Origin of the sequence: Corynebacterium sp. USCH3 (genome assembly GCF_037619475.1) — a bacterium.
Taxonomy (GTDB): domain Bacteria; phylum Actinomycetota; class Actinomycetes; order Mycobacteriales; family Mycobacteriaceae; genus Corynebacterium.
In genome coordinates this window covers 1-26,996 of sequence record NZ_JAQPZT010000002.1, presented here as the reverse complement: position 1 = coordinate 26,996, position 26,996 = coordinate 1, and the positions used below count along the sequence as shown (strand labels likewise).

Genomic DNA, 26,996 nt, shown 5'->3' with positions numbered 1-26,996 from the left:
CGGGTGCATACTTGCACAATGATCTCGATCGCAGTCGCAGGCGCCAGTGGATACGCCGGAGGGGAAGCTCTCCGGCTGCTCCTGAACCACCCCGGTCACGGCCGGGACTTCCAGATCGGCGCCCTCACCGGTGCGTCCAACGCCGGCCAGCGTTTCGGGGACCTCGTTCCCGCCCTGCCGCAACTCGCCGACCGCACCGTCGACGAGACCACCGAGGAGGTTCTCGCCGCCCATGACGTCGCCATCCTCGCACTTCCGCACGGTGTCTCCTCCTCGCTCGACCTGGGCGACACCGTCGTGCTGGACTGTGGGGCGGACCGGCGCCTGTCGTCCGCGGCGGACTGGGACACCTACTACGGGGGGACCTACCCTGGCAGCTGGCCCTACGGCATCCCGGAGCTTCCCGGTAACCGGGCCACCGTCGCCGCAGCGACCGGTGTCGCCGTCCCCGGCTGCTTCCCGACCGGGGCCACCCTCGCCCTGCTGCCGGGGATGGCTGCGGGGCTGCTGAGCCCGGACGTCTCGGTCGTCTCCGTTACCGGTGTCACGGGAGCGGGCAAGAAGCCCGCCGTCGAACTCCTCGGCGGGGAGACGATGGGCAACCTGCGTGCCTACAAGGTCGGCACCCACCGGCACACCCCCGAGATCGCCCAGAACATCCGGCGGGTGCTCCCGGGGGCGGGCGACACGCGTGTCACCTTCACTCCGGTGCTCGCACCCCTCGGGCGGGGAATCCTCACGACCGTCGCCGCGGACGCCCGCGGCGACGCGGCCGAGCTTCGCTCCGCGTACGAGAGCTTCTGCGCCGACGAACCGTTCCTCCACCTTCTTCCCGAGGGACGGCAACCTGAGGTCAAGAGCGTCGTGGGAACCAACATGGCACACATCCAGATCACCGTCACCGATGGCGTCGCTGTGGCGACGAGTGCCATCGACAACCTGACCAAGGGCACCGCCGGTGCCGCCGTGCAGTGCCTGAACCTGATCCAGGGCTGGGACGAGACCGCCGGTCTCCCCACCGCCGGCCTGTAGACGAACGAAGGACACCACCACCCATGAGTGACGATTTCGACCCCAATGACTCCGCCACCTTCCCGGACCATCTGACGGACGGGCGGGACACCGAAGACGACGATGCGGTCGCGCAGACCACCGAGGCGCTCGGCGTGACCGCGGCCCACGGGTTCCGTGCGGCGGCGACCACCGCCGGCATCAAACCGTCGGGCAACCCGGACATGGCCCTCGTGGTCAACGACGGCCCCGAGTTCACCGCCGCGGCCGTCTTCACCCGTAACCGGGTCGTCGCGTCGCCGGTGAAACTCACCCGCGCGAACAACGACGGGACCTTCCACGCGGTGATCCTCAACGCCGGAAACGCCAACGCCTGCAACGGGGATCAGGGCGACCGGGACGCCGCAGCGACAGTCGCCGCCGTCGCAGAGAAACTCGACGTCGCCCCCGACGAGGTGGCGGTGTGCTCGACCGGGCTGATCGGGGACACCCTCCCGATGGACAAGGTCCTCGCCGGAGTCGACACACTCACCGCTCAGGTCCGGAGTGACGGTGCGACGTCCCCGGAGTCCGGTACCGCCGCCGCCGAGGCCATCATGACTACCGACCTGGTGAGCAAACAGGCTGTCTACCACGGTGACGGATGGTCGTTGGGTGGCATGGGCAAGGGTGTGGGCATGATGGCCCCCTCGCTGGCGACGATGCTGATCGTGCTGACCACCGATGCCCACGTCGAGGACCCCGCGCCCGCGCTCAAGGCGTCCACGGAGGTGACCTTCGACTGCGTCGACATCGACGGGTCGACCTCCACCAACGACACCGTGATCCTCATGGCCAACGGAGCCTCGGGCGTCACCCCGTCCGACGACGAGTTCCGCACCGCCGTCCATGCCGTCTGCCTGGACCTGGCCAGGCAGCTGCAGGCCGACGCGGAGGGCGTGACCAAGCGTGTGTCCATCACGGTCACCGGCACCGACTCCGACGCCGACGCGAAGACCGCGGCCCGCGTCCTCGGACGGGACAGCCTGTTCAAGTGCGCGATGTTCGGCTCCGACCCGAACTGGGGCCGTACCCTCGCCGCCGTGGGGATGGCACCGGTGGCCATGGATCCCGACCGGATCTCGGTCAGCTTCAACGGGCAGCCGGTGTGTGTCAACGCCACCGGCGCGCCCGGTGCCCGCGACGTCGACCTCTCCGGGGAGGACATCGACGTGCTCGTCGACCTCGGGACCGGGGGAGAGGGCACGGCGACCGTCTGGACAACCGATCTCTCGCACGACTACGTCCACATCAACTCCGCCTACAGCTCCTAGAAAGGCAGCCTCATGACAGACGCCGACCCCGAGAAGGTCGTCTACCGCGGTGCCACCGACCTCGACCCCGCCACCCGGGCGAACGTCCTCGCCGAGGCGCTGCCGTGGCTGCTGCACTACCGCGACAAGATTGTCGTGGTGAAGTACGGCGGCAACGCCATGATCGACGAGGACCTCAAGGCGGCGTTCGCCGCCGACATGGCCTTCCTGCGGACGGTGGGTGCCCACCCGATCGTGGTGCATGGCGGCGGACCCCAGATCACCGAGATGCTCAACAAGGTGAACCTGCCGGGAGAGTTCGTCGGTGGATTCCGGGTCACCACCCCTGAGACGATGGAGTACGTACGCATGGTCCTGTTCGGCAAGGTCGGCCGGGAACTGGTGAACCTGATCAACCAGCACGGTCCGTTCGCCGTCGGTACCTCGGGTGAGGACGCCGGCCTGTTCACCGCGGTCAAGCGCACCGCCACGGTCGACGGGGTGGAAGTCGACCTGGGACGGGTCGGCGACATCGAGCACGTCAACGCCAGTGTTCTCATGGACCTCATCGACGCCGGCCGCATCCCCGTCGTCGCCCCGTTCGCACCGGACGAGGACGGCAATGTCTACAACGTCAACGCAGACACCGCCGCCGGCGCGCTGGCGGCGGCGGTGGGCGCGGAACGCCTCGTGGTGCTGACCAACGTCGAAGGCCTCTACACCGACTGGCCCGACAAGAGTTCGCTGGTGTCCCGGATCGCCCCGGACGAACTCGACAAGATCCTGCCCGACCTTGACGCCGGGATGATCCCGAAGATGGAGGCCTGCCTGAGCGCGGTCCGCACCGGCGTCTCGGCGGCACACGTCATCGACGGACGTGAACGACACTCCGTCATCCTCGAGCTCATGACCGAAGGCGGCATCGGCACGATGATCGCCCGCGACGACTGGGAGTCCCCGCATGCCTGAGAACTGGAAACACGACTGGGAGTCGGCGGTGATGCCGACCTACGGTACCCCCGCCGTGGAACTCGTCTCCGGCCACGGTGCGAGGGTCACGGACTCCGAGGGCCGTGAGTACATCGACCTGCTCGCCGGGATCGCCGTCAACGCCCTCGGCCACGCGCACCCGGCCATCGTCGAGGCAGTGTCCCGGCAGATCGCCACCCTGGGGCACACCTCGAACATCCACGCCCACCCCCGGGTCGTCGAGTTGGCCAGGTCGCTGCAGGACCTGATCTCCCCGGACGCGCAGGTGTTCTTCTCGAACTCGGGTGCGGAAGCCAACGAGGCGGCGTTCAAGATCGCACGCTTGACCGGTCGTGGCCGGGTGCTGGCCGCCGAGCACGGCTTCCACGGCCGTACCATGGGCTCACTCGCGTTGACCGGGCAGCCGGACAAGCGTGCCCCGTTCGAGCCGCTGCCTGCCGGGGTCGAGTTCTACCCTTACGGCGACATCGCGGCACTGCGGGCCCTCGTGGAACAGGACGGGACGGCCTCCGACACCGCGGCGATTTTCCTCGAGTCCATCCAGGGGGAGACCGGCGTCGTCCCGGCACCCGAGGGATTCCTCACCGAGGTCCGGGCGCTCTGTGACGAACACGGCATCCTCATGGTCGTCGACGAAGTGCAGGCAGGCATGGGGCGCACCGGACGGTGGTTCGGCTATCAGGTCGAGGACGTCCTGCCGGACATCGTCACGCTGGCCAAGGGACTCGGCGGTGGGCTCCCGATCGGTGCCTGCGTCGCGGCGACACCGGCCGCACAGCTGCTGTCCAAGGGGCAGCACGGCTCCACCTTCGGCGGCAACCCGGTGGCATGTGCCGCCGGCAGCGCCGTCATCGACACCATACGGACCGACGGACTCCTGGACCACGTCCGCGCGACGGAAGCGCTGGTGCGCGATGACCTCGGCTCCTGCGACGCCGTGGCCGGAATCCGCGGACGGGGCCTGATGCTGGGCGTCGTGCTGCGCGAGCCCCGTCCCGGGCTGGCCGACCGGGCGCTGGAGGCAGGCCTGCTGCTCAATCAGCCGGCGCCCGACGTACTCCGACTCGTCCCACCCCTGACCATCACGGACACCGATGTCCGTGAATCCCTCGAGACACTGAAGGAGCTGTTGTCATGACCCGTCATTTCCTCGCCGACGACGCCGTTTCCGTCGCCGAACAGGCCGAGATCCTCGACCTGGGCATGGAGATGGTCAAGGACCCCTACCGGACCAGCCTGGCGAACAAGTCTGTCGCCGTCCTGTTCGACAAGACCTCGACCCGCACGCGTTTCTCCTTCGACGTCGGCATCAACCAGCTCGGCGGTCACCCGATCGTCGTGGACTCGGGGAAGTCGCAGATGGGCAAGAAGGAGTCCTACCAGGACACCGGTGCGGTGCTCTCCCGCTTCGTCGACGCGGTCGTCTGGCGGACCGGTGCCCACCAGAACCTGCACGACATGGCGGAGACCGCCACCGTGCCGATCATCAACGCCCTGTGCGACGACTTCCACCCGTGCCAGATCCTCGCCGACCTGCTCACCATCCGGCAGCACAAGGGTGCGTTGCGGGGTCTCAAGGCCGTCTACCTCGGCGACGGTGCCAACAACATGGCGAACTCGTACATGCTCGGTTTCGCCACGGCGGGGGTGGACATCACGATCGCCGCGCCCGCCGGTTTCCAGCCTGAACAGCGGTTCGTTGACCGGGCGCAGGCCCGTGCGGACGAGACGGGCGCGACGCTGACCGTGACCGGCACCCCGGACGTCAGTGGCGCCGACGTCGTCATCACCGACACCTGGGTGTCGATGGGAATGGACGAGGACCGTGACACCGGTGCGCTGGCGCCTTTCCAGGTCAACGAGGAGCTGATGGCCACCGCGGACAAGGAGGCGGTGTTCATGCACTGTCTGCCCGCCTACCGGGGGTACGAAGTGACCGCCGGTGTCATCGACGGGCCGCAGTCGATCGTCTTCGACGAGGCAGAGAACCGGCTCCACGCGCAGAAGGCCCTGATGGAATGGCTGCTGCGGTAAACCACCCGGGCCCGCTGACCCGGTCGGCCCGGCAGGGACTGATCAGCAGGCTCATCGACGGCCGCAGGGTCGCCAGTCAACGGCAGCTCCAGGACCTCCTCGCCACCGAGGGTGTCGAGATCACGCAGGCGACGTTGTCCCGGGATCTCGTGGATCTCGGTGCCCGGAAGGTCCGGGCCGACGGACAGTCGTTCTACAGCCTCGGTGTCAGCGACACCGACCTCGCCACGGACGGTCCGGCACGGTTGCGACGCATCCTGGTCGAGCTGTTGGTCGGCACCGACTACTCGGGCAATACCGCGGTCCTGCGGACGCCCCCGGGGGCGGCGCAGTACCTGGCCAGTGTGATCGACAGGTCAGACCTCCCTGAGGTCGTGGCCACGATCGCCGGCGACGACACCGTGTTCGTCCTCGCCCGCGACCCCGTGGACGGGCGGGCACTGGCCGAGCATCTCCACGAGCTCTCGGTATCCGCGCCACCGTCGGTCGTCCCGCCACCGTCCGTGCGCGAGTGAACCACCCCACCAGATACACTTTTCCTACCTACCCTCTTTTCCGAAAGGACTGACGAACACCATGACTGACCGCGTCGTACTCGCCTACTCCGGAGGCCTCGACACCACCGTCGCCATCCCGTACCTCAAGCAGATGACCGGAGGTGACGTCGTCGCCGTCTCCATCGACCTCGGGCAGGGCGGTGAGGACATGGAGTCCGTGCGCCAGCGCGCCATCGGTGCGGGCGCCGTCGAGTCGATCATCGTCGACGCCCGTGACGAGTTCGCGGAGGAGTACTGCCTGCCGACCATCAAGGCCAACGCGATGTACATGAAGCAGTACCCGATGGTCTCGGCGATCTCGCGTCCGCTCATCGTCAAGCACCTGGTGGAGGCCGCGCAGGAACACGGTGGCACCCACGTGGCGCACGGTTGCACCGGCAAGGGCAACGACCAGGTCCGTTTCGAGGTCGGATTCATGGACACCGACCCGTCGCTGAAGATCATCGCTCCGGCCCGTGACTTCGCCTGGACCCGTGACAAGGCCATCGCCTTCGCCGAGGAGAACAACGTCCCGATCGAGCAGTCGGCGTCGTCCCCGTTCTCGATCGACCAGAACGTGTGGGGCCGCGCGGTCGAGACCGGGTTCCTCGAGGACCTGTGGAACCCGCCGACGAAGGACCTCTACGCGTACACCGAGGAGCCCTCGTTGGGCCAGGCACCGGACGAACTGACGATCTCCTTCAAGTCAGGCAAACCCGTCGCCATCGACGGCCGTGAGGTCACGGTCCTCGAGGCGATCGAGGAGCTGAACCGTCGTGCAGGTGCCCAGGGTGTGGGTCGTCTGGACATGGTCGAGGACCGGCTGATCGGGATCAAGTCCCGCGAGGTCTACGAGGCGCCGGGCGCACTGACCCTGATCCGTGCACACGAGGCACTGGAGGACGTCACCGTCGAGCGTGAACTGGCCCGCTACAAGCGCGGCATCGACGCCGAGTGGTCCAACCAGGTCTACGACGGTCTCTGGTTCTCCCCGCTGAAGCGGTCCCTGGACGCGTTCATCGAATCCACCCAGGAGCACGTCACCGGTGACATCCGCCTGGTGCTGCACAACGGGAACATCGTGGTCAACGGCCGCCGCTCGGAGGAGTCGCTCTACGACTTCAACCTGGCGACCTACGACACCGGCGACACCTTCGACCAGACGATGTCGAAGGGTTTCGTGGAGCTGCACGGCCTGTCCTCGAAGATCGCCAACAAGCGCGACCGCGGCGGGAAGTAAACGCAGATGACCGACAACCCGACCGAGAATCCGATCGAGAAGCACGGCACGAACGAAGGCGCGCTGTGGGGAGGGCGTTTCGCCGGCGGCCCCACGGAAGCCATGGCCGCACTGAGTAAGTCGACCCACTTCGACTGGGTGCTGGCGCCCTATGACGTCCTGGCGTCGAAGGCACATGCCAGGGTGCTGAACAACGCCGGGCTCCTGTCCGACGAGGATCTCACGACGATGCTCGACGGTCTCACCCGACTCGGTGAGGACGTCGCCTCCGGCGCATTCGGTCCCGACGCCGGGGACGAGGACGTCCACGGTGCGATGGAGCGTGGACTCATCGACCGGGTCGGACCGGAGGTCGGGGGGCGGCTGCGTGCCGGACGGTCCCGCAACGACCAGGTGGCCACGCTGTTCCGGATGTGGGTCAGGGACGCTGTCCGGGAGACGACGGACGGGGTGCTTGACGTCGTCGACGCGCTGGTCGCGCAGTCGCGGGCCCACCCGGACGTCGTCATGCCCGGCAAGACCCACTTCCAGGCGGCTCAGCCTGTCCTGCTGGGACACCAGTTGCTGGCGCATGCCCAGCCGCTGCTGCGGGATGTCGCGCGGTTCCGCGACCTCGACAAACGGCTCGCCGTCTCGCCCTACGGATCCGGGGCACTGGCCGGTTCGTCGTTGGCGTTGGACCCGGAGGCGATCGCCGTCGAGCTCGGGTTCGACTCCGCCGGTGACAACTCCATCGACGCGACGAGTTCGCGGGATTTCGCGTCGGAGACCTCGTTCGTTCTCGCGCAGGTCGCTGTCGACCTGTCACGGCTCGCTGAAGAGATCATCGCCTGGTCGACACCGGAGTTCGGTTACGTCACCCTCGCCGACGAGTGGTCGACCGGCTCGTCGATCATGCCGCAGAAGAAGAACCCCGACGTCGCTGAGCTCATGCGTGGCAAGACCGGACGTCTGATCGGCAACCACACCGGGCTCCTGGCGACCCTCAAAGCGTTGCCGCTGGCGTACAACCGGGACCTCCAGGAAGACAAGGAGCCCATCGTCGACTCCGTGGCGCAGCTGCGTCTGCTGTTGCCCGCCATGGCGGGGCTCGTGGGGACCCTGACGTTCCATCCGGAGCGACTGCGTGAACTGGCTCCCGCCGGCTTCACGCTGGCGACGGATCTCGCCGAGTGGATGGTCCGGCAGGGGGTTCCGTTCCGGGACGCCCACGAAGCCTCGGGCCAGTGTGTCCGTATCGCGGAGAGCAGGGGAGTGGACCTGGTCGCGCTCACCGACGAGGAGCTCTCGGGTGTCCATCCGGCGTTGACGGCCGAGGTCCGCCAGGTGCTGACGGTCGACGGCGCCGTCGCGTCCCGGTCCACGCGCGGGGGAACTGCCGGGGTCCGGGTCGCCGAACAGCTCGCCCGCGTCGTCGAGGCGGTCGTCGAAGCACGGGAGTGGGTTGCGGCGCCGCTGCGCTGACGTCGGCCGGTACGCGGGGGCCGGGCCCCGTTCCCGCCCCCCTCGCGGCAGGGGTAGGTCCGCTGACCCTGTGCTACCTGCCGGGACGGTCGGGGGATAGACTGACCGGCATGATCGATCCCCGACTTCTCGAGATCCTCGTCTGCCCCCAGGACAAGCAGCCCCTGGAGGACCACGGGGAGTATCTGGTGAACCCGCGGCTGGATGTCGCCTATCCGGTGCAGGACGGCATCCCCGTCCTGCTTGCCGACGAAGCCGTCAGCTGGCCGTTGCCGCCCCGCTGACTCCACCCCGAGAAGGACAGAAGGACCATCACGACAATGACCGACCAGAACAACATCCTCGACGAGCTGCAGTGGCGCGGTCTCATCGCCCAGTCCACCGACATCGAGGCATTGCGCGAGGAGTTGTCGACTCCGACGACCGCGTACGTCGGATTCGACCCGACCGGACCGTCGCTCCACGCCGGCCACCTCGTCCCCCTCCTCATGCTCGCACGTCTCCAGCAGGCAGGTCACACGCCTATCGTCATGGCTGGCGGTGCGACCGGCATGATCGGCGATCCCCGCGACGTGGGGGAACGCACGATGCTGACGGTGGACCAGGTCGAGGGCAATGTGGAGCGTATCAAGAAGCAGCTCGCACGTTTCGTCTCCTTCGACGGCGACAACGCGGCCATCCCCGCGAACAACATCGACTGGACCGCCGAGATGACGGCCATCGACTTCCTCCGGGACATCGGGAAGAACTTCGGACTGAACACCATGCTCGCCCGGGACACCGTGAAACGTCGTCTGGAGACTGACGGCATGTCCTACACGGAGTTCTCCTACATGCTGCTGCAGGCCAACGATTTCGTCGAGCTCCGTCGGGCCCACGACTGCCGGCTGCAGATCGGCGGATCCGACCAGTGGGGCAATATCGTCTCAGGAGTCGACCTGAACCGTCGGGTGGACGGGGAGAGTGTGCACGGTCTGACCGTTCCCCTGGTGACGGACTCCGAGGGCCGCAAGTTCGGTAAGTCCACCGGTGGGGGAAAGCTCTGGCTCGACCCGGAGATGACCAGCCCCTACAGCTGGTACCAGTACTTCCTCAATGCGGCTGACGCCGATGTCATCCGCTACCTGCGCTGGTTCACGTTCCTGGGACAGGACGAGCTGGACCGGCTCGCCGTCGAGGTCGCCGAGCGACCGTTCAAGCGTGAGGCGCAGCGGACCCTTGCCCGGGAGATGACCGAGCTGGTCCATGGCGCGGAGGCGGTCGTGAAGGTGGAGAAGGCTGCGGAAGCGCTCTTCGGTAAGGCGGAACTCGCCGAGCTTGATGACGTGACTCTCTCCGGCGCCCTGTCCGAGACCGAGTGTGTCGAGGTCACGGCCGGGTCGAGCGTCGTCGATCTGTTCATCGCTGCCGGACTGGAGAAGTCCAGGGGTGCCGTGCGCCGGACCATCGGCGAAGGGGGCGTGTACGTCAACAACGTGCGGGTCACCGACGCTGAATGGCAGCCGGGCACCGAGGACCTGCTGGCCGGCGGATGGCTGGTCCTGCGCAAGGGAAAGAAGCGCTTCGCCGGAGCCAGGTTCGCCGAGGCGGGATGACCGCAACCGGACCGCCGGGTGATACTCCCGCGGTCCCGACCGACGACGCCGTCACCGGATCACCGGTGCCGGCGTCGTCGTGGTTGGAGGGGTTGTCCGGTCTTGGCCGTGCCCCTCGTACCGGTCGTGACCTGCGGGGTTGTGGTGGTGTGGTGTGGTGTGTAGATTGATGCGAGTCAGCGAGACGCCGGGACATGGTTCTGGTGCCGCGGATGGCGAGGTGTCGGCCCGGTGACGGGTTGGTTGCTGTTGGGTTGCCTGTGGGTGGCTGGATGGTGTACCTTGTGTTTCAGCCGCAGCGGCTTCCCAGTGACTTTGGTTGGTGGGTGTGTTGTGTGCGTGTGTTGTTTGAGAACTCAATAGCGTAACAAACCAAGTATTTTTTTGTCGCACCGGTTGTGTGGCGCGGTGGTTTGGGATGGTGCCGGCAAGCGTGATTGCTTGTTAAATACTGTTCTTTTCTTATTGTGCTGCTGATTGGTGTTGATGTTCGTCGGCTCGTGCCACCCCCGTGGTGTGGGTCGATGGTTGATTGACATTTTTTGTCAGTGGTTCATTTTTTATTTTGCCAGTATGTTCAGGCTTTTTGTAGGGCTGATATGCTTTTATGGAGAGTTTGATCCTGGCTCAGGACGAACGCTGGCGGCGTGCTTAACACATGCAAGTCGAACGGAAAGGCCCTGCTTGCAGGGTACTCGAGTGGCGAACGGGTGAGTAACACGTGGGTGATCTGCCCTGCACTTCGGGATAAGCCTGGGAAACTGGGTCTAATACCGGATAGGACCATCGTTTAGTGTCGGTGGTGGAAAGTTTTTCGGTGCAGGATGAGCCCGCGGCCTATCAGCTTGTTGGTGGGGTAATGGCCTACCAAGGCGTCGACGGGTAGCCGGCCTGAGAGGGTGGACGGCCACATTGGGACTGAGACACGGCCCAGACTCCTACGGGAGGCAGCAGTGGGGAATATTGCACAATGGGCGCAAGCCTGATGCAGCGACGCCGCGTGGGGGATGAAGGCCTTCGGGTTGTAAACTCCTTTCAACCATGACGAAGCTGGTCTTATTGGGTCAGTGACGGTAGTGGTAGAAGAAGCACCGGCTAACTACGTGCCAGCAGCCGCGGTAATACGTAGGGTGCGAGCGTTGTCCGGAATTACTGGGCGTAAAGAGCTCGTAGGTGGTTTGTCGCGTCGTCTGTGAAATTCCGGGGCTTAACTCCGGGCGTGCAGGCGATACGGGCATAACTTGAGTACTGTAGGGGAGACTGGAATTCCTGGTGTAGCGGTGAAATGCGCAGATATCAGGAGGAACACCGATGGCGAAGGCAGGTCTCTGGGCAGTTACTGACGCTGAGGAGCGAAAGCATGGGTAGCGAACAGGATTAGATACCCTGGTAGTCCATGCCGTAAACGGTGGGCGCTAGGTGTGGGGGTCTTCCACGACTTCCGTGCCGTAGCTAACGCATTAAGCGCCCCGCCTGGGGAGTACGGCCGCAAGGCTAAAACTCAAAGGAATTGACGGGGGCCCGCACAAGCGGCGGAGCATGTGGATTAATTCGATGCAACGCGAAGAACCTTACCTGGGCTTGACATATGCAGGATCGGCGTAGAGATACGTTTTCCCTTGTGGTCTGTATACAGGTGGTGCATGGTTGTCGTCAGCTCGTGTCGTGAGATGTTGGGTTAAGTCCCGCAACGAGCGCAACCCTTGTCTTGTGTTGCCAGCACGTTATGGTGGGGACTCGCGAGAGACTGCCGGGGTTAACTCGGAGGAAGGTGGGGATGACGTCAAATCATCATGCCCCTTATGTCCAGGGCTTCACACATGCTACAATGGTCGGTACAGTGGGTTGCGATGCCGTGAGGTGGAGCTAATCCCTTAAAGCCGGTCTCAGTTCGGATTGGAGTCTGCAACTCGACTCCATGAAGTCGGAGTCGCTAGTAATCGCAGATCAGCAACGCTGCGGTGAATACGTTCCCGGGCCTTGTACACACCGCCCGTCACGTCATGAAAGTTGGTAACACCCGAAGCCAGTGGCCCAAACTCGTTAGGGAGCTGTCGAAGGTGGGATCGGCGATTGGGACGAAGTCGTAACAAGGTAGCCGTACCGGAAGGTGCGGCTGGATCACCTCCTTTCTAAGGAGCTTTTTGGTTGCAGGCCTTCTCGCCCGCCACGCGTGTTGTGTGGTGGGGGTTGCGTAGTCTGCTTTTGTTGAATCCGGGTGGAGATCATGTCTGGATCATCGTTTGTTTGCCGCATGGCTTTATGTGGTGTCGGCGAAAAAATTTGTGTCTTGGTTTGTTGCGGTGTTGGGTGTCTGGGGCAGCATGTGCTCCTGTTGGGCATCTGGTGGTGTTCGCATGCGTTTGTGTGTGTGGGCTGGTGGGTGTCGTGTTGTTTGAGAACTGTATAGTGGACGCGAGTATCTTCTTTATTTTATGCAATTTTTGTAGAGTCATCTTTTTGTTTTAGTGTTGTCTGTGAAGGGCGCACGGTGGATGCCTTGGCACAATGAGCCGATGAAGGACGTGAGAGGCTGCGAAATGCCTCGGGGAGTTGCCAACTGAGCGTTGATCCGAGGATGTCCGAATGGGGAAACCCGGCCGTGGTTATGCGCGGTCACCCACTGGTGAATATATAGCTGGTGTGGAGGGAACGCGGGGAAGTGAAACATCTCAGTACCCGTAGGAGAAGAAAACAATAGTGATTCCGTCAGTAGCGGCGAGCGAACGCGGATGGTGGCTAAACTTCATGTGTGTGATACCTGACAGGGGTTGCATGTGGGGTGTTGTGGGGTCTTGTGTGGTGGGTCTGTCAGCCTGCCGCCTGTGTGTGTGGTGTTAGCGGAAGTGGTTTGGAATGGCCTGCCGTAGACGGTGAGAGTCCGGTACGTGAAAGCATCATGCATGTGGGTTGCAAGTGTCCCCGAGTAGCAGCGGGCTCGTGGAATCTGCTGTGAATCTGCCGGGACCACCCGGTAAGCCTGAATACTTGTTGTGACCGATAGCGGATTAGTACCGTGAGGGAATGGTGAAAAGTACCCCGGGAGGGGAGTGAAATAGTACCTGAAACCGTGTGCCTACAATCCGTCAGAGCCTTGTAATGGGGTGATGGCGTGCCTTTTGAAGAATGAGCCTGCGAGTCAGCGGCACGTCGCGAGGTTAACCCGTGTGGGGTAGCCGTAGCGAAAGCGAATACTAACTAGTGTGTTGTTAGTGGCGTGTCCTGGACCCGAAGCGGGGTGATCTACCCATGGCCAGTGTGAAGCGACGGTAAGACGTCGTGGAGGCGCGAACCCACTTAGGTTGAAAACTGAGGGGATGAGTTGTGGGTAGGGGTGAAAGGCCAATCAAACTCCGTGATAGCTGGTTCTCCCCGAAATGCATTTAGGTGCAGCGTCGTGTGTTTCTTGCCGGAGGTAGAGCTACTGGTTGGTTTAGCGGGACTACCATCTTAGCGACATCAGCCAAACTCCGAATGCCGGTAAGTGAGAGCGCGGCAGTGAGACTGCGGGGGATAAGCTTCGTAGTCGAGAGGGAAACAGCCCAGATCGCCGGCTAAGGCCCCTAAGGGTGTACTAAGTGGAAAAGGATGTGGGATCGCGAAGACAGCCAGGAGGTTGGCTTAGAAGCAGCCATCCTTGAAAGAGTGCGTAATAGCTCACTGGTCGAGTGGTTCTGCGCCGACAATGTAGTGGGGCTCAAGTACACCGCCGAAGCCGCGGAACTCACACTTATGGTGTGGGTTGGTAGGGGAGCGTCGTGTAGCGAGTGAAGGTGCGGGGTGACCCAGTGCTGGACGCTATGCGAGTGAGAATGCAGGCATGAGTAGCGAATGATGAGTGAGAACCTCATCCGCCGGATGACCAAGGGTTCCTGGGTCAAGTTAATCTTCCCAGGGTGAGTCGGGGCCTAAGGCGAGGCCGACAGGCGTAGTCGATGGATAACGGGTTGATATTCCCGTACCCGTGTGTGTGCGACCATGGTGAATCAGCGATACTAACCGCCCTGAAGCGCATTGTGCACTACTTTGTGGTGTGTGGTGTTGTGGATGCGCGGGACCTGAGCTGGTAGTAGCCAAGTGATGGGGTGACGCAGGAAGGTAGCCGAGCCACTTATTGGATTGTGGTGTAAGCGTGTGGCCCGAGCCCTAGGTAAATCCGGGGTTCATTGTGGGTGAGGCGTGATGCGTACCCGTTTGCGGGGATGTCGGTGATCCTATGCTGTCGAGAAAAGCCTCTAGCGATGTGCACATTCGGCCCGTACCCCAAACCGACACAGGTGGTCAGGTAGAGAATACTAAGGCGATCGGGTGAACTGTGGTTAAGGAACTCGGCAAAATGCCCCCGTAACTTCGGGAGAAGGGGGGCCCGTGCTGGTGAAGGCTTTTTCGGCTGGAGCTGGTGTGGGTCGCAGAGGATAGAGGGAAGCGACTGTTTACTAAAAACACAGGTCCGTGCGAAGACGGTAAGTCGATGTATACGGACTGACGCCTGCCCGGTGCTGGAAGGTTAAGAGGACCTGTTAGAACTTCGGTTCGAAGCGGAGAATTTAAGCCCCAGTAAACGGCGGTGGTAACTATAACCATCCTAAGGTAGCGAAATTCCTTGTCGGGTAAGTTCCGACCTGCACGAATGGCGTAACGACTTCCCTGCTGTCTCAACCACAGGCCCGGCGAAATTGCAGTACGAGTAAAGATGCTCGTTACGCGCGGCAGGACGAAAAGACCCCGGGACCTTCACTATAGCTTGGTATTGGTGTTCGGTTCGGTTTGTGTAGGATAGGTGGGAGACTGTGAAGCGGCCACGCTAGTGGTTGTGGAGTCGTTGTTGAAATACCACTCTGATCGTGCTGGATATCTGAACCTCGGCCCATGATCTGGGTTAGGGACAGTGCCTGGTGGGTAGTTTAACTGGGGCGGTTGCCTCCCAAAGAGTAACGGAGGCGCCCAAAGGTTCCCTCAGCCTGGTTGGTAATCAGGTGTTGAGTGTAAGTGCACAAGGGAGCTTGACTGTGAGACTGACAGGTCGAGCAGGTACGAAAGTAGGGACTAGTGATCCGGCACCGGCTTGTGGAAGCGGTGTCGCTCAACGGATAAAAGGTACCCCGGGGATAACAGGCTGATCTTCCCCAAGAGTCCATATCGACGGGATGGTTTGGCACCTCGATGTCGGCTCGTCGCATCCTGGGGCTGGAGTTGGTCCCAAGGGTTGGGCTGTTCGCCCATTAAAGCGGCACGCGAGCTGGGTTTAGAACGTCGTGAGACAGTTCGGTCTCTATCCGCCGTGCGCGTTGAAACTTGAGAAAGGCTGACCCTAGTACGAGAGGACCGGGTTGGACATACCTCTGGTGGGCCAGTTGTCACGCCCGTGGCATGGCTGGTTGGCTACGTATGGGAGGGATAACCGCTGAAAGCATCTAAGCGGGAAGCCTGTTTCGAGATGAGGTTTCGTTTGAGGTTCCCTGTAGACGACGGGGTTGATAGGCCGGATCTGGACAGCATGTGAGTGTTGGAGGTGACCGGTACTAATTGACCGAGGATAACATTAGTTAACGGGTGATTCTGCTGTGTAGGATTTGTTGATTCGCGTCCATTGTGCAGTGTCTGGAACGGCACAGCACACCATCGTTGGTGGTGGGTGTGTGTTTTGTTCTGTTGTGTTTGTCGGTGGTTTTAGCGGCGGGGTCACGCCCGGTCCCTTTCCGAACCCGGAAGCTAAGCCTGCCTGCGCCGATGGTACTGCACCCGGGAGGGTGTGGGAGAGTAGGACGCCGCCGGCATCATCTTTTTTGTGTGTGGGAAGGCCTCATGGTCGTCAGTGTTGTGCTGGCGGTTGTGGGGTCTTCCCCTTTTTTTGTGTGTGTTCTGGGGTGGGGTGCCCACCACCACACGACGAGGGGCGGGACGCCTAGGGGTGTATAGGCCGTTTCAGTCCCGCAGGGTTCGTCGAGTCAGACAGTCCCGGAGATGAAGGAGCTGCGGAAGTTCCTCGTCTCTCCGCTGAAAGGGTCGTCGAACGTCATCGTTGTGGCCGTCAGCCCCATGGGCTGGCCGAAGTCTTCGTCGGCGACGGCCGGGACAAAAGGCAGGGTGCTGTCGACGTCCCACAACGCGGCGTCGCTCAGTTCCCCGTACAGCGGATCCGCCGCGATCGGCGTGCCGAACAACCTCATGTTCACCCGCAGCTGATGCGTACGTCCGCTGTGCGGCTCCAACGTCCACACGACCCAGGGAACGGGATCGAGGGGGTCGTCGGCTACCCGGATTCCAGTGACCCGGGTTTCCGCATTGGGTTCACCGTCAGTGAGGTAGGTCGCCATACGGCCGCGGAGCTTCACCATGTGGTGGCGTAGTACCCACGGCTGCTCATTGGACGGGGCTTGGAGTTCCGAGGCTCCGCTCCCGGCGTACAACGCGTTGCGTGGCACCGGGAGCAGTAGGTCCCCAGGCCCTCCGCGTCCGTCGAGGTCGCCGCGGGCGTCGTTCAACCGCTGGCCCCAGCCTTCCGGCACGGGGGTCACAGCTTCGTAGGTTTTCGTGACCTTGCGCTGCTCGAACAGTCGCTGGTAGGCCCCACGGACCTCCTGGGTCTTCGTGAAAAGCAGGACGCCCCTGGTGAGTCTGTCCAGCCGGTGCGCGGGCGACAGGGAATCGATACCGAACTGACGGCGTGCACGCACGACCGCGGTCTCGGTGATGTGCTGGCCCCGGGGCAGCGTCGACATGAACGGGGGTTTGTCGACGACGAGTATCCGTTCATCCTGGTAGATTTCGTGCAACGTGCCAGGCACGGTCCGTTCGGGTGCAGGTCGCCGGTAGAACCAGATGAACGAACCCGCAGTGACCCGGTCGTCAGGCGACAGGACCCGACCGTCGTCGAGTCGGACAGCACCCTCACTGAAGCGCTGCATGATGGCCGCGTGGTCGTCAGTCGGATCGTGATGCTGCTGGGTGGAAATCAGGTGCTGCACCACCGTGAGGGCCGGGGCCTCCTCCTCGACGCGGACACGTGACGGGTTGAGCCCGTCGACTATTGGGAGGGGTGGATTACGCAGGCTATGCTCCTGTCCATGGATATGTCACAGATCGTCGAGTTCCTTCAGACCACCATCGGCCAGGCTGTTCTCGGAGCGGCGCAGTTCATCTTCGAGCTCCTGTTCCCGAGCAATGCTCCGGGTGCGCCGTTGGACTGACCGGGCAGTCGTTGTTCCGGACCAGTATACCCACCCCCGTCAGGCCCCCCGGAGCCGGCTCGACCCCGGGTGCACCCCTCCGACGTGCTGTCCGCTACCCCTGAATGGGAGGTTTTCTGCAGTGAATCTCCCCCCGGGGGATAATGGACGGTAGATGGACGCCACCGACCTGAAAGGGGTTCCGAGATGTCGGATGCCAAGGCCACCAATGAAATCGTCGTCGCTGTCGACGGCTCTGACGCAGGAGCCGCGGCCGTCGCCTGGGCGGCGAACGCAGCCACCAAGCGCAAGGCGCCGCTGAAGCTCGTCACGGCGTACACCATGCCCCAGTTCATGTACGCCGACGGGATGGTGCCTCCGCAGGAGCTGTACGACCAGCTCGAAGAGGAGGCGATGGGCAAGATCAACGAGGCGCGGGAGGCTGTCCGCGAGTTCGACGAGAACATCGAGGTCAGCTACTACATCGCGGAGTCGACCCCGATTGATCTGCTGCTGCAGCTCTCGGAGGATGCCGACATGGTCGTCATGGGCTCGCGTGGTCTCGGTGGGCTGTCGGGCCTGGTTCTCGGCTCGGTGTCGTCGGCCGTCGTCGCCCACGCGTCGAGTCCGGTCGTCGTCGTCCGGAAGGACAATGACGTCACCGTGAACAACAAGTACGGTCCTGTCGTCGTCGGCGTCGACGGTTCGGACGTGTCCCGCAAGGCGCTCGAGTACGCGTTCCGTGAGGCCGACGCCCGCGGTGCCACACTGCGGGCCGTGCACAGCTGGGCGGACGCACAGGTGCAGACCAGCCTCGTCGGATTGGCCGCCGTGCAGAGCCAGCTGGACTCGATGTCGGCCCAGGAACGCAAGATCCTTCAGGACGAACTCGCCCCGCTGCGTGAGAAGTACCCGGACGTCACTGTCGAAGAGGTGGTGGACCGCGACCGCCCGATCCAGGTTCTCAAGGACAACGCGGATGACGCGCAGCTGCTCGTACTCGGCTCCCACGGTCGTGGCGGATTCCGCGGAATGCTGCTGGGCTCCACCTCGCGTGCACTACTGCAGTATGCGCCGTGCCCGATGATGGTCGTACGCCCGACGTCCTAGCCGCCTGACGTCTGCGCCGCCGCCGACAGCCTGTCGGTGGCGGCGCGTGCGTGTGTAAAATACTGCAGGAACGGCGGGTACGGCCCGCTGACAGACCTACCCGTACAAATGGAGGGACGACATGGCCGGCTCCGGTTCCACGACGACCGACGGCAGTGGCGCGTCCCCGTCCAAGGCGAAGACGACGAAGGCGTCGAAGAGTCCGTCCACCTCGCGTCGGCGTAACCGTCCGGGGCCGCGGCAACGGTTGCTGGGCAGTGCGACCCACCTGTTCACGACCGAGGGCATCCGCGTGATCGGTATCGACCGGATCCTGCGGGACGCTGACGTGGCGAAGGCGAGCCTCTACTCGTTGTTCGGCTCGAAGGACAACTTGGTGGTGTCCTACCTGGAGGAACTGGACAAGGACTGGCGCGACCGCTGGGAGAAGATGTGTGATGACCGGCCGAAGCCGGAGGACCGCATCCTCGCGTTCTTCGATATGTGTATCGCCGAACAACCGGGGGAGAATTTCCGGGGGTCACATTTCCAGAACGCGGCGAGCGAGTATCCGCGCCCGGACACCGACAGTGAACACCGGATCCGGGCCGCCGCGCTCGAGCACCGTCGTTGGTGTCGGGACACGATGGCGGACCTACTCACGGAGAAGTTCGGCTACGCCTCGCGCACACTGGCCGACCAGCTGATGGTCTTCCTCGACGGTGGGATCGCCGGGGCGAAGATGAACCGGACTGTCACACCACTGGAAACGGCGCGGGAGCTCGCCAAGCAGCTGCTGTACACCGCGCCGATGATGTACAGCATCTGACAGGAATGTGTCACCGGTGGAGCCGGTGGCGTCCGCGGTAGGGGCGCGGACCTGTCTCGTCCTCGGTATCGGGCAACCGGTGTCGCCCACCGGTGGAACTACGCACGGGGGTCGCGTGGCGCCCCGGAACCGCGGCAGCTGCTCCGGCCGGTCCGGACCCTCCTGTCTGTGCTGCCGTCTCTGCCAGGGAAGCCTGGCCGGTTCCCGGCTCCGCAGGCTCGCCCGCGTCCTCCCCGGGCTCCGCGGTTCCCGACGCCTTCGTGGCTTTCTTCGCGGCCCTCTTTGCGGCGATGGCCTGCCGTTGCAGCTCCCGCTGACGTGCCCGACGCTCGGCACGCTCCAGTTTCTCGCGTTTGACGAGCCTGTCGGTTGCCTCGCGGTCGGCAGCCTCCTCCGCCTCCAGCCGACTGTGCTCGTCCGCTGCCTCAGCGCGGACGGAGTCCAGTGACGACTGGCGCAACGTCGCATCCAGCTCCCTGATCCGTGCAGCGCGTTCCCGGGAGCGGGCCGCGAACGCCTTCTCCGCGTCGCGGATCTCCCCCCTGCGCTGCTTGCGCGCCGCTCCGACCTCGGCGCGGTGTGCACGGAACTCCTCGGAATAAGGGACCTGACGGTCGAGGACCAGGTGTAGTCCGATGTTCTGGGTCATCGTCCAGAGGTTGTTCATCACCCAGTAGCACATGATCGCTGCCGGAGCGGGGCCGGCGAGGCCGAAGACGATCGGCACGAGGATCGCCACCGGTGCGAGGAAGAACAGGAGCTTGAACATCGCCCGGGCCGTGCCGTTGTTCTCGTCCAGCGTCAACCAGTTGCGGTAGATGGAGTAGGCCATGTTCAAGGTCGTGAACACGGCAGCGGTGATGCACAACGGCACGGCGAAGGTGAAGACCTCGCCGCCGGTGGTGCCCAGGAAGGCGAACTGGTCGTCGGACATCGTCGAGTACGCGGCCAGGGGGACGCCGAGGATGTCCGCGTCGAGGAAGTGGGCGACGTCGTCTCCGCTGAGCGCGCCGATCCCGGGGTGGGAGGCAGCCTCGAGGTCGGTGGGGCGGGCGACCTGGAGCAGGATGCGGTAGAGCCCGATGAAGAAGGGGATTTGGATCAGGGCCGGCACGCACCCGTCCCGCATGCGGTACCCGTTGGCCAGCTGCAGCTCCCGCCGCTTCTTCAGCAGTTCCCTGCGTTCGGGTTGGCTGAGCCGGTCCTTGTATTCCTCGTCGAGGGCGGAGAGCGCGGGCCGTAGGTTCACCAGGATGCGGGTCGACCGGTACGCACGGTAGGCGAAGGGGACGAGGAACAGCCGTACGGTCAGCACCAGTAGTGCGATCGACGCCGTCCACGCCGTGGCATCGCCGGCACCCATGGCCGTCAGGGCCACGTGCCACAGTTTCATCACTGCGGATACCGGGTACTCGATGAACTCCACGAGTCGAGGATACTGTGTTCCCATGGGCAAGGATGTGGCGGTGCGTGATTCGGTACTGATGAGGGGTGGCATCGCCGCGTTGGTGGGTTTGCTGCTGGCGGTGACGGTGTGGTCCGCGGCGGGACGTGTGGACGGCCCACCGACGGTCGTGGCGGTGACTGCGGTACCGTTCGCACTGGTCGCTGCGGTCGGGCTGTCCCGTCCGGTGTCTACGGCGCTGCCACGTCGGGTGTCCTGGCTGACGGTGCTCAGCGTGCTGTGGATCCTGTTGGCTGTGCAGGAGGCGACGGCGGCCTACCTGGCGCTCGCGCTGTTCGCACTGTATCTGTACCTCCTGCCGTTGTGGTGGGGGGTGACGGCGACGGGGCTGGTGACCGTGGTCGCCGCCGTACTGTCGGTGGCTGTCGCCGGGCCCACCACCGGTGCTGTGCTGGGGCCGGTGCTTTCCGGGCTGGCCGCGATCTCGATCGGTGTCACCGTGGAGGGGTTGTACGTGGTCAGCGAGGACCGCCGCCGACTCATCGACGAGTTGGTTCGTACGCGCGGGCTGCTCGCCGAGTCGGAACGTCAGGCGGGGGTCGTGGAGGAACGGGAACGGCTGGCGCACGAGATCCACGACACCGTGGCACAGGGGCTCTCCAGTATCCAGATGCTGCTGCATGCCGCGGAGCGTGACATCCGGGCCAGCGCGTCAGGCGGCGGTCCCGCGGTCGAGCGGCTGATCCAGGCCCGGGAGGTGGCCGCGGGCAGCCTCCGTGAGACGCGGGCGATGATCGCGGCGCTCCAGCCGGCCGACCTGGACGGAGGGACATTGGCGGACGCGCTGGGCCGTCTCGCCGGGGCGGCGTCGGGGGACGGCCTGGTCGTCAGCGCGGACACCTCGGAGAGCGGGGACGGGGCGGGGGAGCTGCCGGTGGCGGTGGAGGCGGTGCTGCTGCGCGTCGCCCAGTCCGCGGTGGCGAACGTCCGGCAGCACTCCGGTGCGTCGAGGGCGCTGATCACGCTGTCGACACATCCGGACGCCGTCCGTCTCGATGTCGTCGATGACGGCGTGGGGTTCGACGTGGATGCGGTGGACGCGTCACTGCCGGAACGCGCCGGGGAGGGCCATATCGGCCTGAGGACGATGCGCCGGCGGGTCCGGGAGCTTGGCGGCACGGTGATCGTGGAGAGTACGCCGGGGTCCGGTACGGCACTGGCGGTGGAGGTCCCCCTGCCCCGTACGTCGGGCCCGGCAACGGGGCCGCCGGGCGGTACAGGCTTGTAGGATGACCAGTCACGGAGGAACGGGAGAAGGAGACCAGGCGATGATTCGTGTTTTGTTGGCGGACGACCACGAGATCGTGAGAATGGGACTGCGTGCGGTCCTGGAAAGCGCCGCCGACATTGACATCGTCGCCGAGGTCGACACCGCGGACGGGGCGGTGGCGGCGGTGGGCGAGGCCCCGGTGGACGTCGTTCTCATGGATCTCCGGTTCGGTGCCGGGACAGCCGGGACAAAGGCGGAGACCGGGGCACAGGCCACCGCCAGAATCCGGGAACTTCCGGATCCTCCCAATGTGCTGGTTGTCACGAACTACGACACCGATGTGGAGATTCTCGGCGCAATTGAAGCCGGGGCTGTCGGCTATCTATTGAAGGATTCGCCACCGGCGGAATTGATCAGTGCGGTGCGTTCGGCGGCGCAGGGCACCACCGCATTGTCCGGCGCAGTCGCCCACCGGCTGCGGCACCGTGAAAAAGACCCTGCGACATCATTGTCCGCACGGGAACTCGAAGTTCTCCAGGCGGTGTCGCAGGGTAAGTCGAACCGTGACATTGGAGCGGAACTGTTTCTGTCCGAAGCGACGGTGAAATCCCATCTCGTCCATGTCTACGACAAGCTGGGAGTGCGCTCACGCACCTCGGCAGTGGCTGCCGCACGTGAGGCGGGCATGCTGTAGATCCCTGTTCAGCCGCTGGTTCAGCGGTCGGACGGGTTGGCGGCTTCGTAAGCCTCGATGACCTCACGGGCGATCTGGCCGCGGCTCGAGACCGACAGGTCGTTGCTGCGGGCCCAGTCACGGATACGCCGGTTGCGGTTTGAGTCCGACTTTCCTGCGGAGGTGGCAGGACGGCCACGGCCCCGCGTGCGTGTCACTTTCGTGCCGGCGGCGATATAAGGCTCGACAATGTCAGCGAACTTCTGGGCATTCTCCTCGGAGAGGTCCAGGACGTAGGTCGACCCCTTGTAGCTGAATTCGACGACGTTCACCTCGTCCGCGGTGAGGGGGGTGTTGTCGAGGTCGTCGAAGAACTGGGTGACTTCTCTGCGTGCCATGTTTTCCTTAGCTTCCTTCTGGAGGATTGAGGTGGTCACCGTGACAGTGGTGGCACAGTGACGTTCCGTTATCCGGAAGTGTAGCGGAGAGTCTGACTTACTGTCACCCTCAGTATTCCCGGTCGGGTATATCCCGACTATTCACTTATGGGAAAGATCAGACCTTTTCGGAGAACTGGCGGTCCAGCAGGTCCAGCTCGGTGGACACACTCGAGGTGAGGTTGCTGGTCTGGGAATCCGACATTCCGGACGCATTGTCGAGGGAGTTCTCCAACTCGTCAAGCCGGGCGTTGGCGTCCTTGGCGAATCCGGACGGAACGTCGCCGTGTTCGAGACGGGTGCGCAGGTCGGCGATTCGGGCGCGTTGCGGTGCACCGACTCCGACGAAATTGGAGAACTCGGCGGTGGTCCCGCGACCCGTCCCTCCCTGGGACAACTGGGTGAACGCCCGGTAGACCAGAGGAATGGCGACCGGCAGCAGCACCCGCAACGCCCCGGTGTAACGCAGCACCGTCTTCGTGTTGAACCGACCGGCCTTGATCTGCTCGACAGCCGCCTCGGCCAGTTTCGCGTCGTGCTTGCGCTGGTCCTTGAGATCCTTGGCCTCCTGCTTGCGGACCTTACGGGCCATCTTGTGCAGGTACTCCTCCTTCTTCCTGTCCAGCTTGGCCGTCTCCCGTGCCTCGGTACGCGCCTGGACCTTCGCGGCTTTGTAGCTCGCGCGCTTTTCGTACCGCCGGCGTCGTGCCGAGCTGAGAATTCCCATGATCGATATGCTCCCGTACCTGTCGTCGCGCCGCATCTGTCGGCTGTTTTCTCCGTCGTTTTCTCCGTGCCAGTCTACTCAATAGTATGTGGGCGTATGTGGGAACATGAGGGCTGTGAGGTTACCGACGTGACGGCAGCTGCGGCGCCGGTTACTCCGTCGGACCTGACCGGGTGCCGGTACCGACGGGTGCTCAACCGGGCCCTCCGGTCGGGACGGGTGTCGCCGGAACTCAGTCCCGGTACCGTCATCGACCGCACGGTGAGCAGGTACCGGGCCCGGTTGCGGCGGTCGGCCGTCGCGGCGGCGCTGCCCCGGTCGCCACGGTTCGGCGAACGTCTCGTCCCCACGCGGGTCGACGTCGTCGACGACGGCACGGCCGAGGAACAGACTCTGGAGGCACTCGCCGCCGGTGTCCGGCTCATCGTCGGTGGGCGGTTGGCGGACGGCGCCCTGTCCTGTGACGCCGACCTGCTCGTGCGCACCGACCCCGGGGCGGGACCCGCCGTCGACATGACGTACATGCCGGTCACCGTGACAGCACACACGGTGTCGGCCCCGGGCAAGGCCCCGGGCAGGGCACTGAGTAAGGCACCGAACAGGACGCCGAACACCGGGGTGCGGGTGGTGGATGTCGCGGCGTTGGGGTTGGCGCGTCCCCTCGCCGCTGGGCTGAAGCACCGGAGCACCCCGGTGGACTCCCAGAAGGTGGCGGTGGCCCACGCCCTGTTGGACGTCCTGGGGCTGGCCTCGGGCGATGTCGGATTCATCGGTGCCGACCTGGCGCGGTGCCTGGTCATCCCCGCTGAGCGGGTGGTCCCGGGGCTGGTCCGCGCACTGGAGGCGCCCGTACCGGACGAGCCGACCCGGGTGCGGGAGTGCGGCACGTGCGAGTTCCACAACCACTGCCGGGCACGGCTGCTGCGTACCGGCGACCTCAGTCTGATGTTGCCCGGGGACCGGGCGGAACGCTGGCGGGAGAGGGGGATCGACACCCTCGCCGAGCTCGCGGCCGCGGACCACGGCGAGACGTCGGCACTGGCGAGCGCCTGGTTGGCCGGCGTCGGGTACCTGCGGCGCCCGTTGCGACGGTGGATCGTGCGCCCCGACCTGTGGTGCGGACACACCTTCCGCATGCCCGAGCGGCTGCTCGACGGTGATACGCCGATGGCCGGTGAACTCGCCGACGCCGTCGAGATCGACGTCGACATGGAGGCGCACCCCAGCCGGGGGACGTTCCTGTGGGGCACGTTCGACGGCGCGGTCTACCGTTCCTTCACCGACTTCGGCACGGACGGCGACGGTGGTCGTCACGTCGCGTCCTTCTGGACCTGGTTGTCCGCACGGCGGGACGCCGCGACCCGGGAGGGACGTGCCTGCCGGGTGTACTGCTACTCCCGGCAGGGGGAGAACCACTGGTTGCGTCACTATGCCCGGGACTACGGAGGAACACGGTACGCCCTCGCGGACGGCAGGGAGGCTGTCATGCCGACGCTGTCCGAGGTCAACGTGTTCCTGGAGTCCGGGCAGTGGGTGGACGTCTTCGACCTGGTGCGCTCGGCCGTCGCCGCGAATTCGTCGTTGGGGCTGAAGGCGGTGGCGCCGCTGGCCGGTTTCACCTTCAGTCAGGACGACGTCGACGGGCGAGTCGCCGTCGACCTGTTCGAGGTCGCTGTCGGGGGTGACGGGCCGACGGCCTCCGCCGCTCAGCGCACCCTGGAGCGGTACAACGCGGACGACTGTTTCGCCACGGCGGCCGTGCGCACCTGGTTGCGTCGCGGCGCGCCGGGAATCCCTGCGCTCTCTCAGCCGTTGGAACGGGTATGAACTTCCTCGACCGTATCCTCGCCATGAATGCCGCCCCGAACTCCGGACCGTTCCGCGCGGACCGGCCGACCGCCGACACCGCCCTGTCGGGCGGTCGTCACCCGGTGCTGGAGAATCCCCGACCGCACACCGTTCTCGGTACCCCGCTCACCGGCCCGTGGAAGGACGGCCAGGAGCATGTGGTGCTCGGCCTGGGCTGTTTCTGGGGCGCGGAGAAGCTGTTCTGGCAGCTCGACGGGGTGGAGGCCACGTCCGTCGGCTACGCCGGGGGCTACACCCCGAACCCCACCTACCGCGAGGTCTGTACCGGGCGGACGGGGCATTCCGAGGTCGTGGAGGTGGTGTTCGACCCCCGGCGTGTCGATCTGCGCACCGTCGTCCGGACCGGCCTGGAGAACCACGACCCCACCCAGGGCGACCGCCAGGGCAACGACGTCGGCTCCCAGTACCGTTCGGTGATCTACGCGGCGACCCCGGAACAGCGGGACCTCGCGGCGGCGGAGGTGCAGGCCTACGGGGAGAAGCTCGCCGGGGCCGGGTACGGGGAAATCACCACCGAGGTCTCGTTGCTGTCGGAGACGCCGGCCGGGGAGTACTACCTCGCCGAGGACGAGCACCAGCAGTACCTGGACAAGAATCCGGGTGGCTACTGCCCGGTCCACGCCACCGGGGTGACCTGCGGCTAGGCGTCAGCGGAGGCGTCAGCTGCGGCCGACGGGGGCGACGTCCGCCCCGAGGACCGCCACGAGGTCGTCGGGGGAGATCTCGATGTCGAGCCCACGACGTCCTCCGGACACGAAGATCGTGGGGTGGGCCCGGGTGCTGTCGTCGAGCACGGTGGCCAGGGGGCGCTTCTGGCCGAACGGGCTGATGCCGCCGACGATGTAGCCGGTGGAACGCTCGGCGGCGGACGGGTCGGCCATCGTCGCCTTCTTCGCGCTGAAGGAGGCGGCGACCGCCTTCAGGTCGAGGGTCATCGTCACCGGGACGACGGCCACGGCGAGGCGGCCCGACCGGGGGCCGCCGTCGAGGCTGACCAGGAGGGTCTTGCAGATGCGCCCGGGGTCGACGCCCCCGAGCGCGGCGGCGGCCTCCCCGCCGAAGTCGGTGACGCCGGGAGTGTGGGTGAACGTGTGCACGGTGAACGACGTCCCCGCGGCGTCCAGGGCGACGGTGGCAGGCGTGCTGCCGGTGCCACCGTTGCCGCTTCTCGCGCTCTTCCTCCTGCCCACATGCGACACCCTACCTGTACGCCGGCACGACGAAACCCCGCCCCGGGGCAACCGGGACGGGGTCGGCCCGGACGGCGGTCCGGGGTGTTTGTTCTAGGCCTTGGCGGCGGCGTAGCGCTCGGCGACGTCGTCCCAGTTGAACACGTTCCACACGGCCTTGACGTAGTCGGGCTTGA

22 protein-coding genes, 3 rRNA genes and 1 pseudogene are annotated in these 26,996 nt (G+C 64.9%); 20 read left to right on the top strand and 6 right to left on the bottom strand.

Annotation, left to right across the window (positions count from 1 at the left end):
- The first annotated feature begins 18 nt into the window (after positions 1-18).
- The 13 genes from argC (at position 19) to rrf (ending at position 15,939) form a co-directional block, all read left to right on the top strand.
- Positions 19-1,032 carry an N-acetyl-gamma-glutamyl-phosphate reductase gene (gene argC / locus PQI66_RS03410; RefSeq protein ID WP_339996054.1) on the top strand — a complete coding sequence of 338 codons (1,014 nt, stop codon included), beginning with the start codon at positions 19-21 and terminating at the stop codon, positions 1,030-1,032.
- A gap of 23 nt (positions 1,033-1,055) precedes the next feature.
- The gene (gene argJ, locus PQI66_RS03405; protein WP_339996053.1) at positions 1,056-2,324 is read left to right on the top strand and encodes a bifunctional glutamate N-acetyltransferase/amino-acid acetyltransferase ArgJ; all 1,269 of its coding nucleotides are present in this window, start codon (positions 1,056-1,058) and stop codon (positions 2,322-2,324) included.
- Positions 2,325-2,336: 12 nt separating this feature from the next.
- A complete protein-coding gene (argB, locus tag PQI66_RS03400) occupies positions 2,337-3,272 on the top strand; it encodes an acetylglutamate kinase (protein ID WP_339996052.1) in 936 nt (311 codons plus the stop codon).
- Positions 3,265-4,431, top strand: coding sequence for an acetylornithine transaminase (locus PQI66_RS03395; RefSeq protein WP_339996051.1), 1,167 nt, complete (start codon positions 3,265-3,267; stop codon positions 4,429-4,431). Before argB ends, PQI66_RS03395 begins: the two co-directional genes overlap by 8 nt.
- The gene (gene argF / locus PQI66_RS03390) at positions 4,428-5,327 is read left to right on the top strand and encodes an ornithine carbamoyltransferase (RefSeq protein WP_339996050.1); all 900 of its coding nucleotides are present in this window, start codon (positions 4,428-4,430) and stop codon (positions 5,325-5,327) included. The genes PQI66_RS03395 and argF overlap by 4 nt, the downstream gene beginning before the upstream one ends.
- Positions 5,312-5,842, top strand: coding sequence for an arginine repressor (gene argR, locus PQI66_RS03385; protein ID WP_339996049.1), 531 nt, complete (start codon positions 5,312-5,314; stop codon positions 5,840-5,842). The genes argF and argR overlap by 16 nt, the downstream gene beginning before the upstream one ends.
- A 61-nt stretch (positions 5,843-5,903) precedes the next feature.
- Positions 5,904-7,103 (top strand): argininosuccinate synthase, encoded by a 1,200-nt coding sequence (locus PQI66_RS03380; RefSeq protein WP_339996048.1) that lies wholly within the window; start codon positions 5,904-5,906, stop codon positions 7,101-7,103.
- 33 nt (positions 7,104-7,136) lie between these two features.
- The gene (gene argH / locus PQI66_RS03375; RefSeq protein ID WP_339996787.1) at positions 7,137-8,567 is read left to right on the top strand and encodes an argininosuccinate lyase; all 1,431 of its coding nucleotides are present in this window, start codon (positions 7,137-7,139) and stop codon (positions 8,565-8,567) included.
- A gap of 110 nt (positions 8,568-8,677) precedes the next feature.
- On the top strand, positions 8,678-8,851 hold the full coding sequence (locus tag PQI66_RS03370; protein WP_339996047.1) for a Trm112 family protein: 174 nt from the start codon (positions 8,678-8,680) through the stop codon (positions 8,849-8,851).
- Between the two features lie 36 nt (positions 8,852-8,887).
- On the top strand, positions 8,888-10,162 hold the full coding sequence (tyrS, locus tag PQI66_RS03365) for a tyrosine--tRNA ligase (protein WP_339996045.1): 1,275 nt from the start codon (positions 8,888-8,890) through the stop codon (positions 10,160-10,162).
- A gap of 604 nt (positions 10,163-10,766) precedes the next feature.
- Positions 10,767-12,294, top strand: a 16S ribosomal RNA gene (locus PQI66_RS03360).
- 336 nt (positions 12,295-12,630) lie between these two features.
- Positions 12,631-15,707: ribosomal RNA gene (locus PQI66_RS03355) — 23S ribosomal RNA — on the top strand.
- A gap of 115 nt (positions 15,708-15,822) precedes the next feature.
- Positions 15,823-15,939: ribosomal RNA gene (gene rrf, locus PQI66_RS03350) — 5S ribosomal RNA — on the top strand.
- The 16S, 23S and 5S rRNA genes sit together here, the layout of an rRNA operon.
- A 171-nt stretch (positions 15,940-16,110) precedes the next feature.
- Here rrf and PQI66_RS03345 read toward each other — a convergent pair.
- The gene (locus PQI66_RS03345) at positions 16,111-17,133 is read right to left on the bottom strand and encodes a pseudouridine synthase (protein WP_339996044.1); all 1,023 of its coding nucleotides are present in this window, start codon (positions 17,131-17,133) and stop codon (positions 16,111-16,113) included.
- Between the two features lie 96 nt (positions 17,134-17,229).
- On the opposite strand from PQI66_RS03345, the gene PQI66_RS03340 reads away from it, so the two are divergent.
- The 3 genes from PQI66_RS03340 (at position 17,230) to PQI66_RS03330 (ending at position 19,249) form a co-directional block, all read left to right on the top strand.
- A complete protein-coding gene (locus PQI66_RS03340) occupies positions 17,230-17,352 on the top strand; it encodes a hypothetical protein (protein ID WP_339996043.1) in 123 nt (40 codons plus the stop codon).
- A 186-nt stretch (positions 17,353-17,538) separates the two neighbouring features.
- Positions 17,539-18,441: a universal stress protein gene (locus tag PQI66_RS03335; protein WP_339996042.1), complete on the top strand. Its 903-nt coding sequence runs from the start codon at positions 17,539-17,541 to the stop codon at positions 18,439-18,441.
- 121 nt (positions 18,442-18,562) lie between these two features.
- Complete coding sequence (locus PQI66_RS03330) at positions 18,563-19,249, top strand: TetR/AcrR family transcriptional regulator (RefSeq protein WP_339996041.1); 687 nt, start codon at positions 18,563-18,565, stop codon at positions 19,247-19,249.
- A gap of 10 nt (positions 19,250-19,259) precedes the next feature.
- Here PQI66_RS03330 and yidC read toward each other — a convergent pair whose 3' ends face one another.
- A complete protein-coding gene (gene yidC / locus PQI66_RS03325; protein WP_339996040.1) occupies positions 19,260-20,675 on the bottom strand; it encodes a membrane protein insertase YidC in 1,416 nt (471 codons plus the stop codon).
- 22 nt (positions 20,676-20,697) lie between these two features.
- On the opposite strand from yidC, the gene PQI66_RS03320 reads away from it, so the two are divergent.
- Positions 20,698-21,942, top strand: coding sequence for a sensor histidine kinase (locus PQI66_RS03320; RefSeq protein WP_339996039.1), 1,245 nt, complete (start codon positions 20,698-20,700; stop codon positions 21,940-21,942).
- Positions 21,943-21,982: 40 nt separating this feature from the next.
- The gene (locus PQI66_RS03315; protein ID WP_339996038.1) at positions 21,983-22,618 is read left to right on the top strand and encodes a response regulator transcription factor; all 636 of its coding nucleotides are present in this window, start codon (positions 21,983-21,985) and stop codon (positions 22,616-22,618) included.
- Between the two features lie 20 nt (positions 22,619-22,638).
- Here PQI66_RS03315 and PQI66_RS03310 read toward each other — a convergent pair whose 3' ends face one another.
- Positions 22,639-22,995 (bottom strand): histone-like nucleoid-structuring protein Lsr2, encoded by a 357-nt coding sequence (locus PQI66_RS03310; protein ID WP_339996036.1) that lies wholly within the window; start codon positions 22,993-22,995, stop codon positions 22,639-22,641.
- A gap of 157 nt (positions 22,996-23,152) precedes the next feature.
- On the bottom strand, positions 23,153-23,761 hold the full coding sequence (locus PQI66_RS03305; RefSeq protein ID WP_339996034.1) for a DUF6474 family protein: 609 nt from the start codon (positions 23,759-23,761) through the stop codon (positions 23,153-23,155).
- 96 nt (positions 23,762-23,857) lie between these two features.
- On the opposite strand from PQI66_RS03305, the gene PQI66_RS03300 reads away from it, so the two are divergent.
- The gene (locus PQI66_RS03300; RefSeq protein WP_339996033.1) at positions 23,858-25,588 is read left to right on the top strand and encodes a ribonuclease H-like domain-containing protein; all 1,731 of its coding nucleotides are present in this window, start codon (positions 23,858-23,860) and stop codon (positions 25,586-25,588) included.
- Positions 25,589-25,611: 23 nt separating this feature from the next.
- Positions 25,612-26,274: a peptide-methionine (S)-S-oxide reductase MsrA gene (msrA, locus tag PQI66_RS03295; protein ID WP_339996786.1), complete on the top strand. Its 663-nt coding sequence runs from the start codon at positions 25,612-25,614 to the stop codon at positions 26,272-26,274.
- 15 nt (positions 26,275-26,289) lie between these two features.
- On the opposite strand, the gene PQI66_RS03290 is transcribed toward msrA, so the two are convergent.
- Positions 26,290-26,820, bottom strand: a complete 531-nt coding sequence (locus tag PQI66_RS03290; RefSeq protein ID WP_339996031.1) for an aminoacyl-tRNA deacylase — start codon at positions 26,818-26,820, stop codon at positions 26,290-26,292.
- 93 nt (positions 26,821-26,913) lie between these two features.
- Positions 26,914-26,996: pseudogene (locus PQI66_RS03285) on the bottom strand (superoxide dismutase); the annotation flags it as partial.

Bases quoted from the DNA above. Each gene is read 5' to 3' on its own strand.
- PQI66_RS03370 (WP_339996047.1), top strand. From the start codon at position 8,678: ATGATCGATCCCCGACTTCTCGAGATCCTCGTCTGCCCCCAGGACAAG.
- PQI66_RS03340 (WP_339996043.1), top strand. From the start codon at position 17,230: ATGGATATGTCACAGATCGTCGAGTTCCTTCAGACCACCATCGGCCAG.
- PQI66_RS03315 (WP_339996038.1), top strand. From the start codon at position 21,983: ATGATTCGTGTTTTGTTGGCGGACGACCACGAGATCGTGAGAATGGGA.
- PQI66_RS03335 (WP_339996042.1), top strand. From the start codon at position 17,539: ATGTCGGATGCCAAGGCCACCAATGAAATCGTCGTCGCTGTCGACGGC.
- argJ (WP_339996053.1), top strand. From the start codon at position 1,056: ATGAGTGACGATTTCGACCCCAATGACTCCGCCACCTTCCCGGACCAT.
- PQI66_RS03310 (WP_339996036.1), bottom strand. From the start codon at position 22,995: ATGGCACGCAGAGAAGTCACCCAGTTCTTCGACGACCTCGACAACACC.
- msrA (WP_339996786.1), top strand. From the start codon at position 25,612: ATGAATGCCGCCCCGAACTCCGGACCGTTCCGCGCGGACCGGCCGACC.
- PQI66_RS03330 (WP_339996041.1), top strand. From the start codon at position 18,563: ATGGCCGGCTCCGGTTCCACGACGACCGACGGCAGTGGCGCGTCCCCG.
- PQI66_RS03300 (WP_339996033.1), top strand. From the start codon at position 23,858: ATGTGGGAACATGAGGGCTGTGAGGTTACCGACGTGACGGCAGCTGCG.
- argB (WP_339996052.1), top strand. From the start codon at position 2,337: ATGACAGACGCCGACCCCGAGAAGGTCGTCTACCGCGGTGCCACCGAC.
- PQI66_RS03320 (WP_339996039.1), top strand. From the start codon at position 20,698: ATGGGCAAGGATGTGGCGGTGCGTGATTCGGTACTGATGAGGGGTGGC.
- tyrS (WP_339996045.1), top strand. From the start codon at position 8,888: ATGACCGACCAGAACAACATCCTCGACGAGCTGCAGTGGCGCGGTCTC.
- argR (WP_339996049.1), top strand. From the start codon at position 5,312: ATGGCTGCTGCGGTAAACCACCCGGGCCCGCTGACCCGGTCGGCCCGG.
- argC (WP_339996054.1), top strand. From the start codon at position 19: ATGATCTCGATCGCAGTCGCAGGCGCCAGTGGATACGCCGGAGGGGAA.
- PQI66_RS03380 (WP_339996048.1), top strand. From the start codon at position 5,904: ATGACTGACCGCGTCGTACTCGCCTACTCCGGAGGCCTCGACACCACC.
- PQI66_RS03305 (WP_339996034.1), bottom strand. From the start codon at position 23,761: ATGGGAATTCTCAGCTCGGCACGACGCCGGCGGTACGAAAAGCGCGCG.
- PQI66_RS03395 (WP_339996051.1), top strand. From the start codon at position 3,265: ATGCCTGAGAACTGGAAACACGACTGGGAGTCGGCGGTGATGCCGACC.
- argF (WP_339996050.1), top strand. From the start codon at position 4,428: ATGACCCGTCATTTCCTCGCCGACGACGCCGTTTCCGTCGCCGAACAG.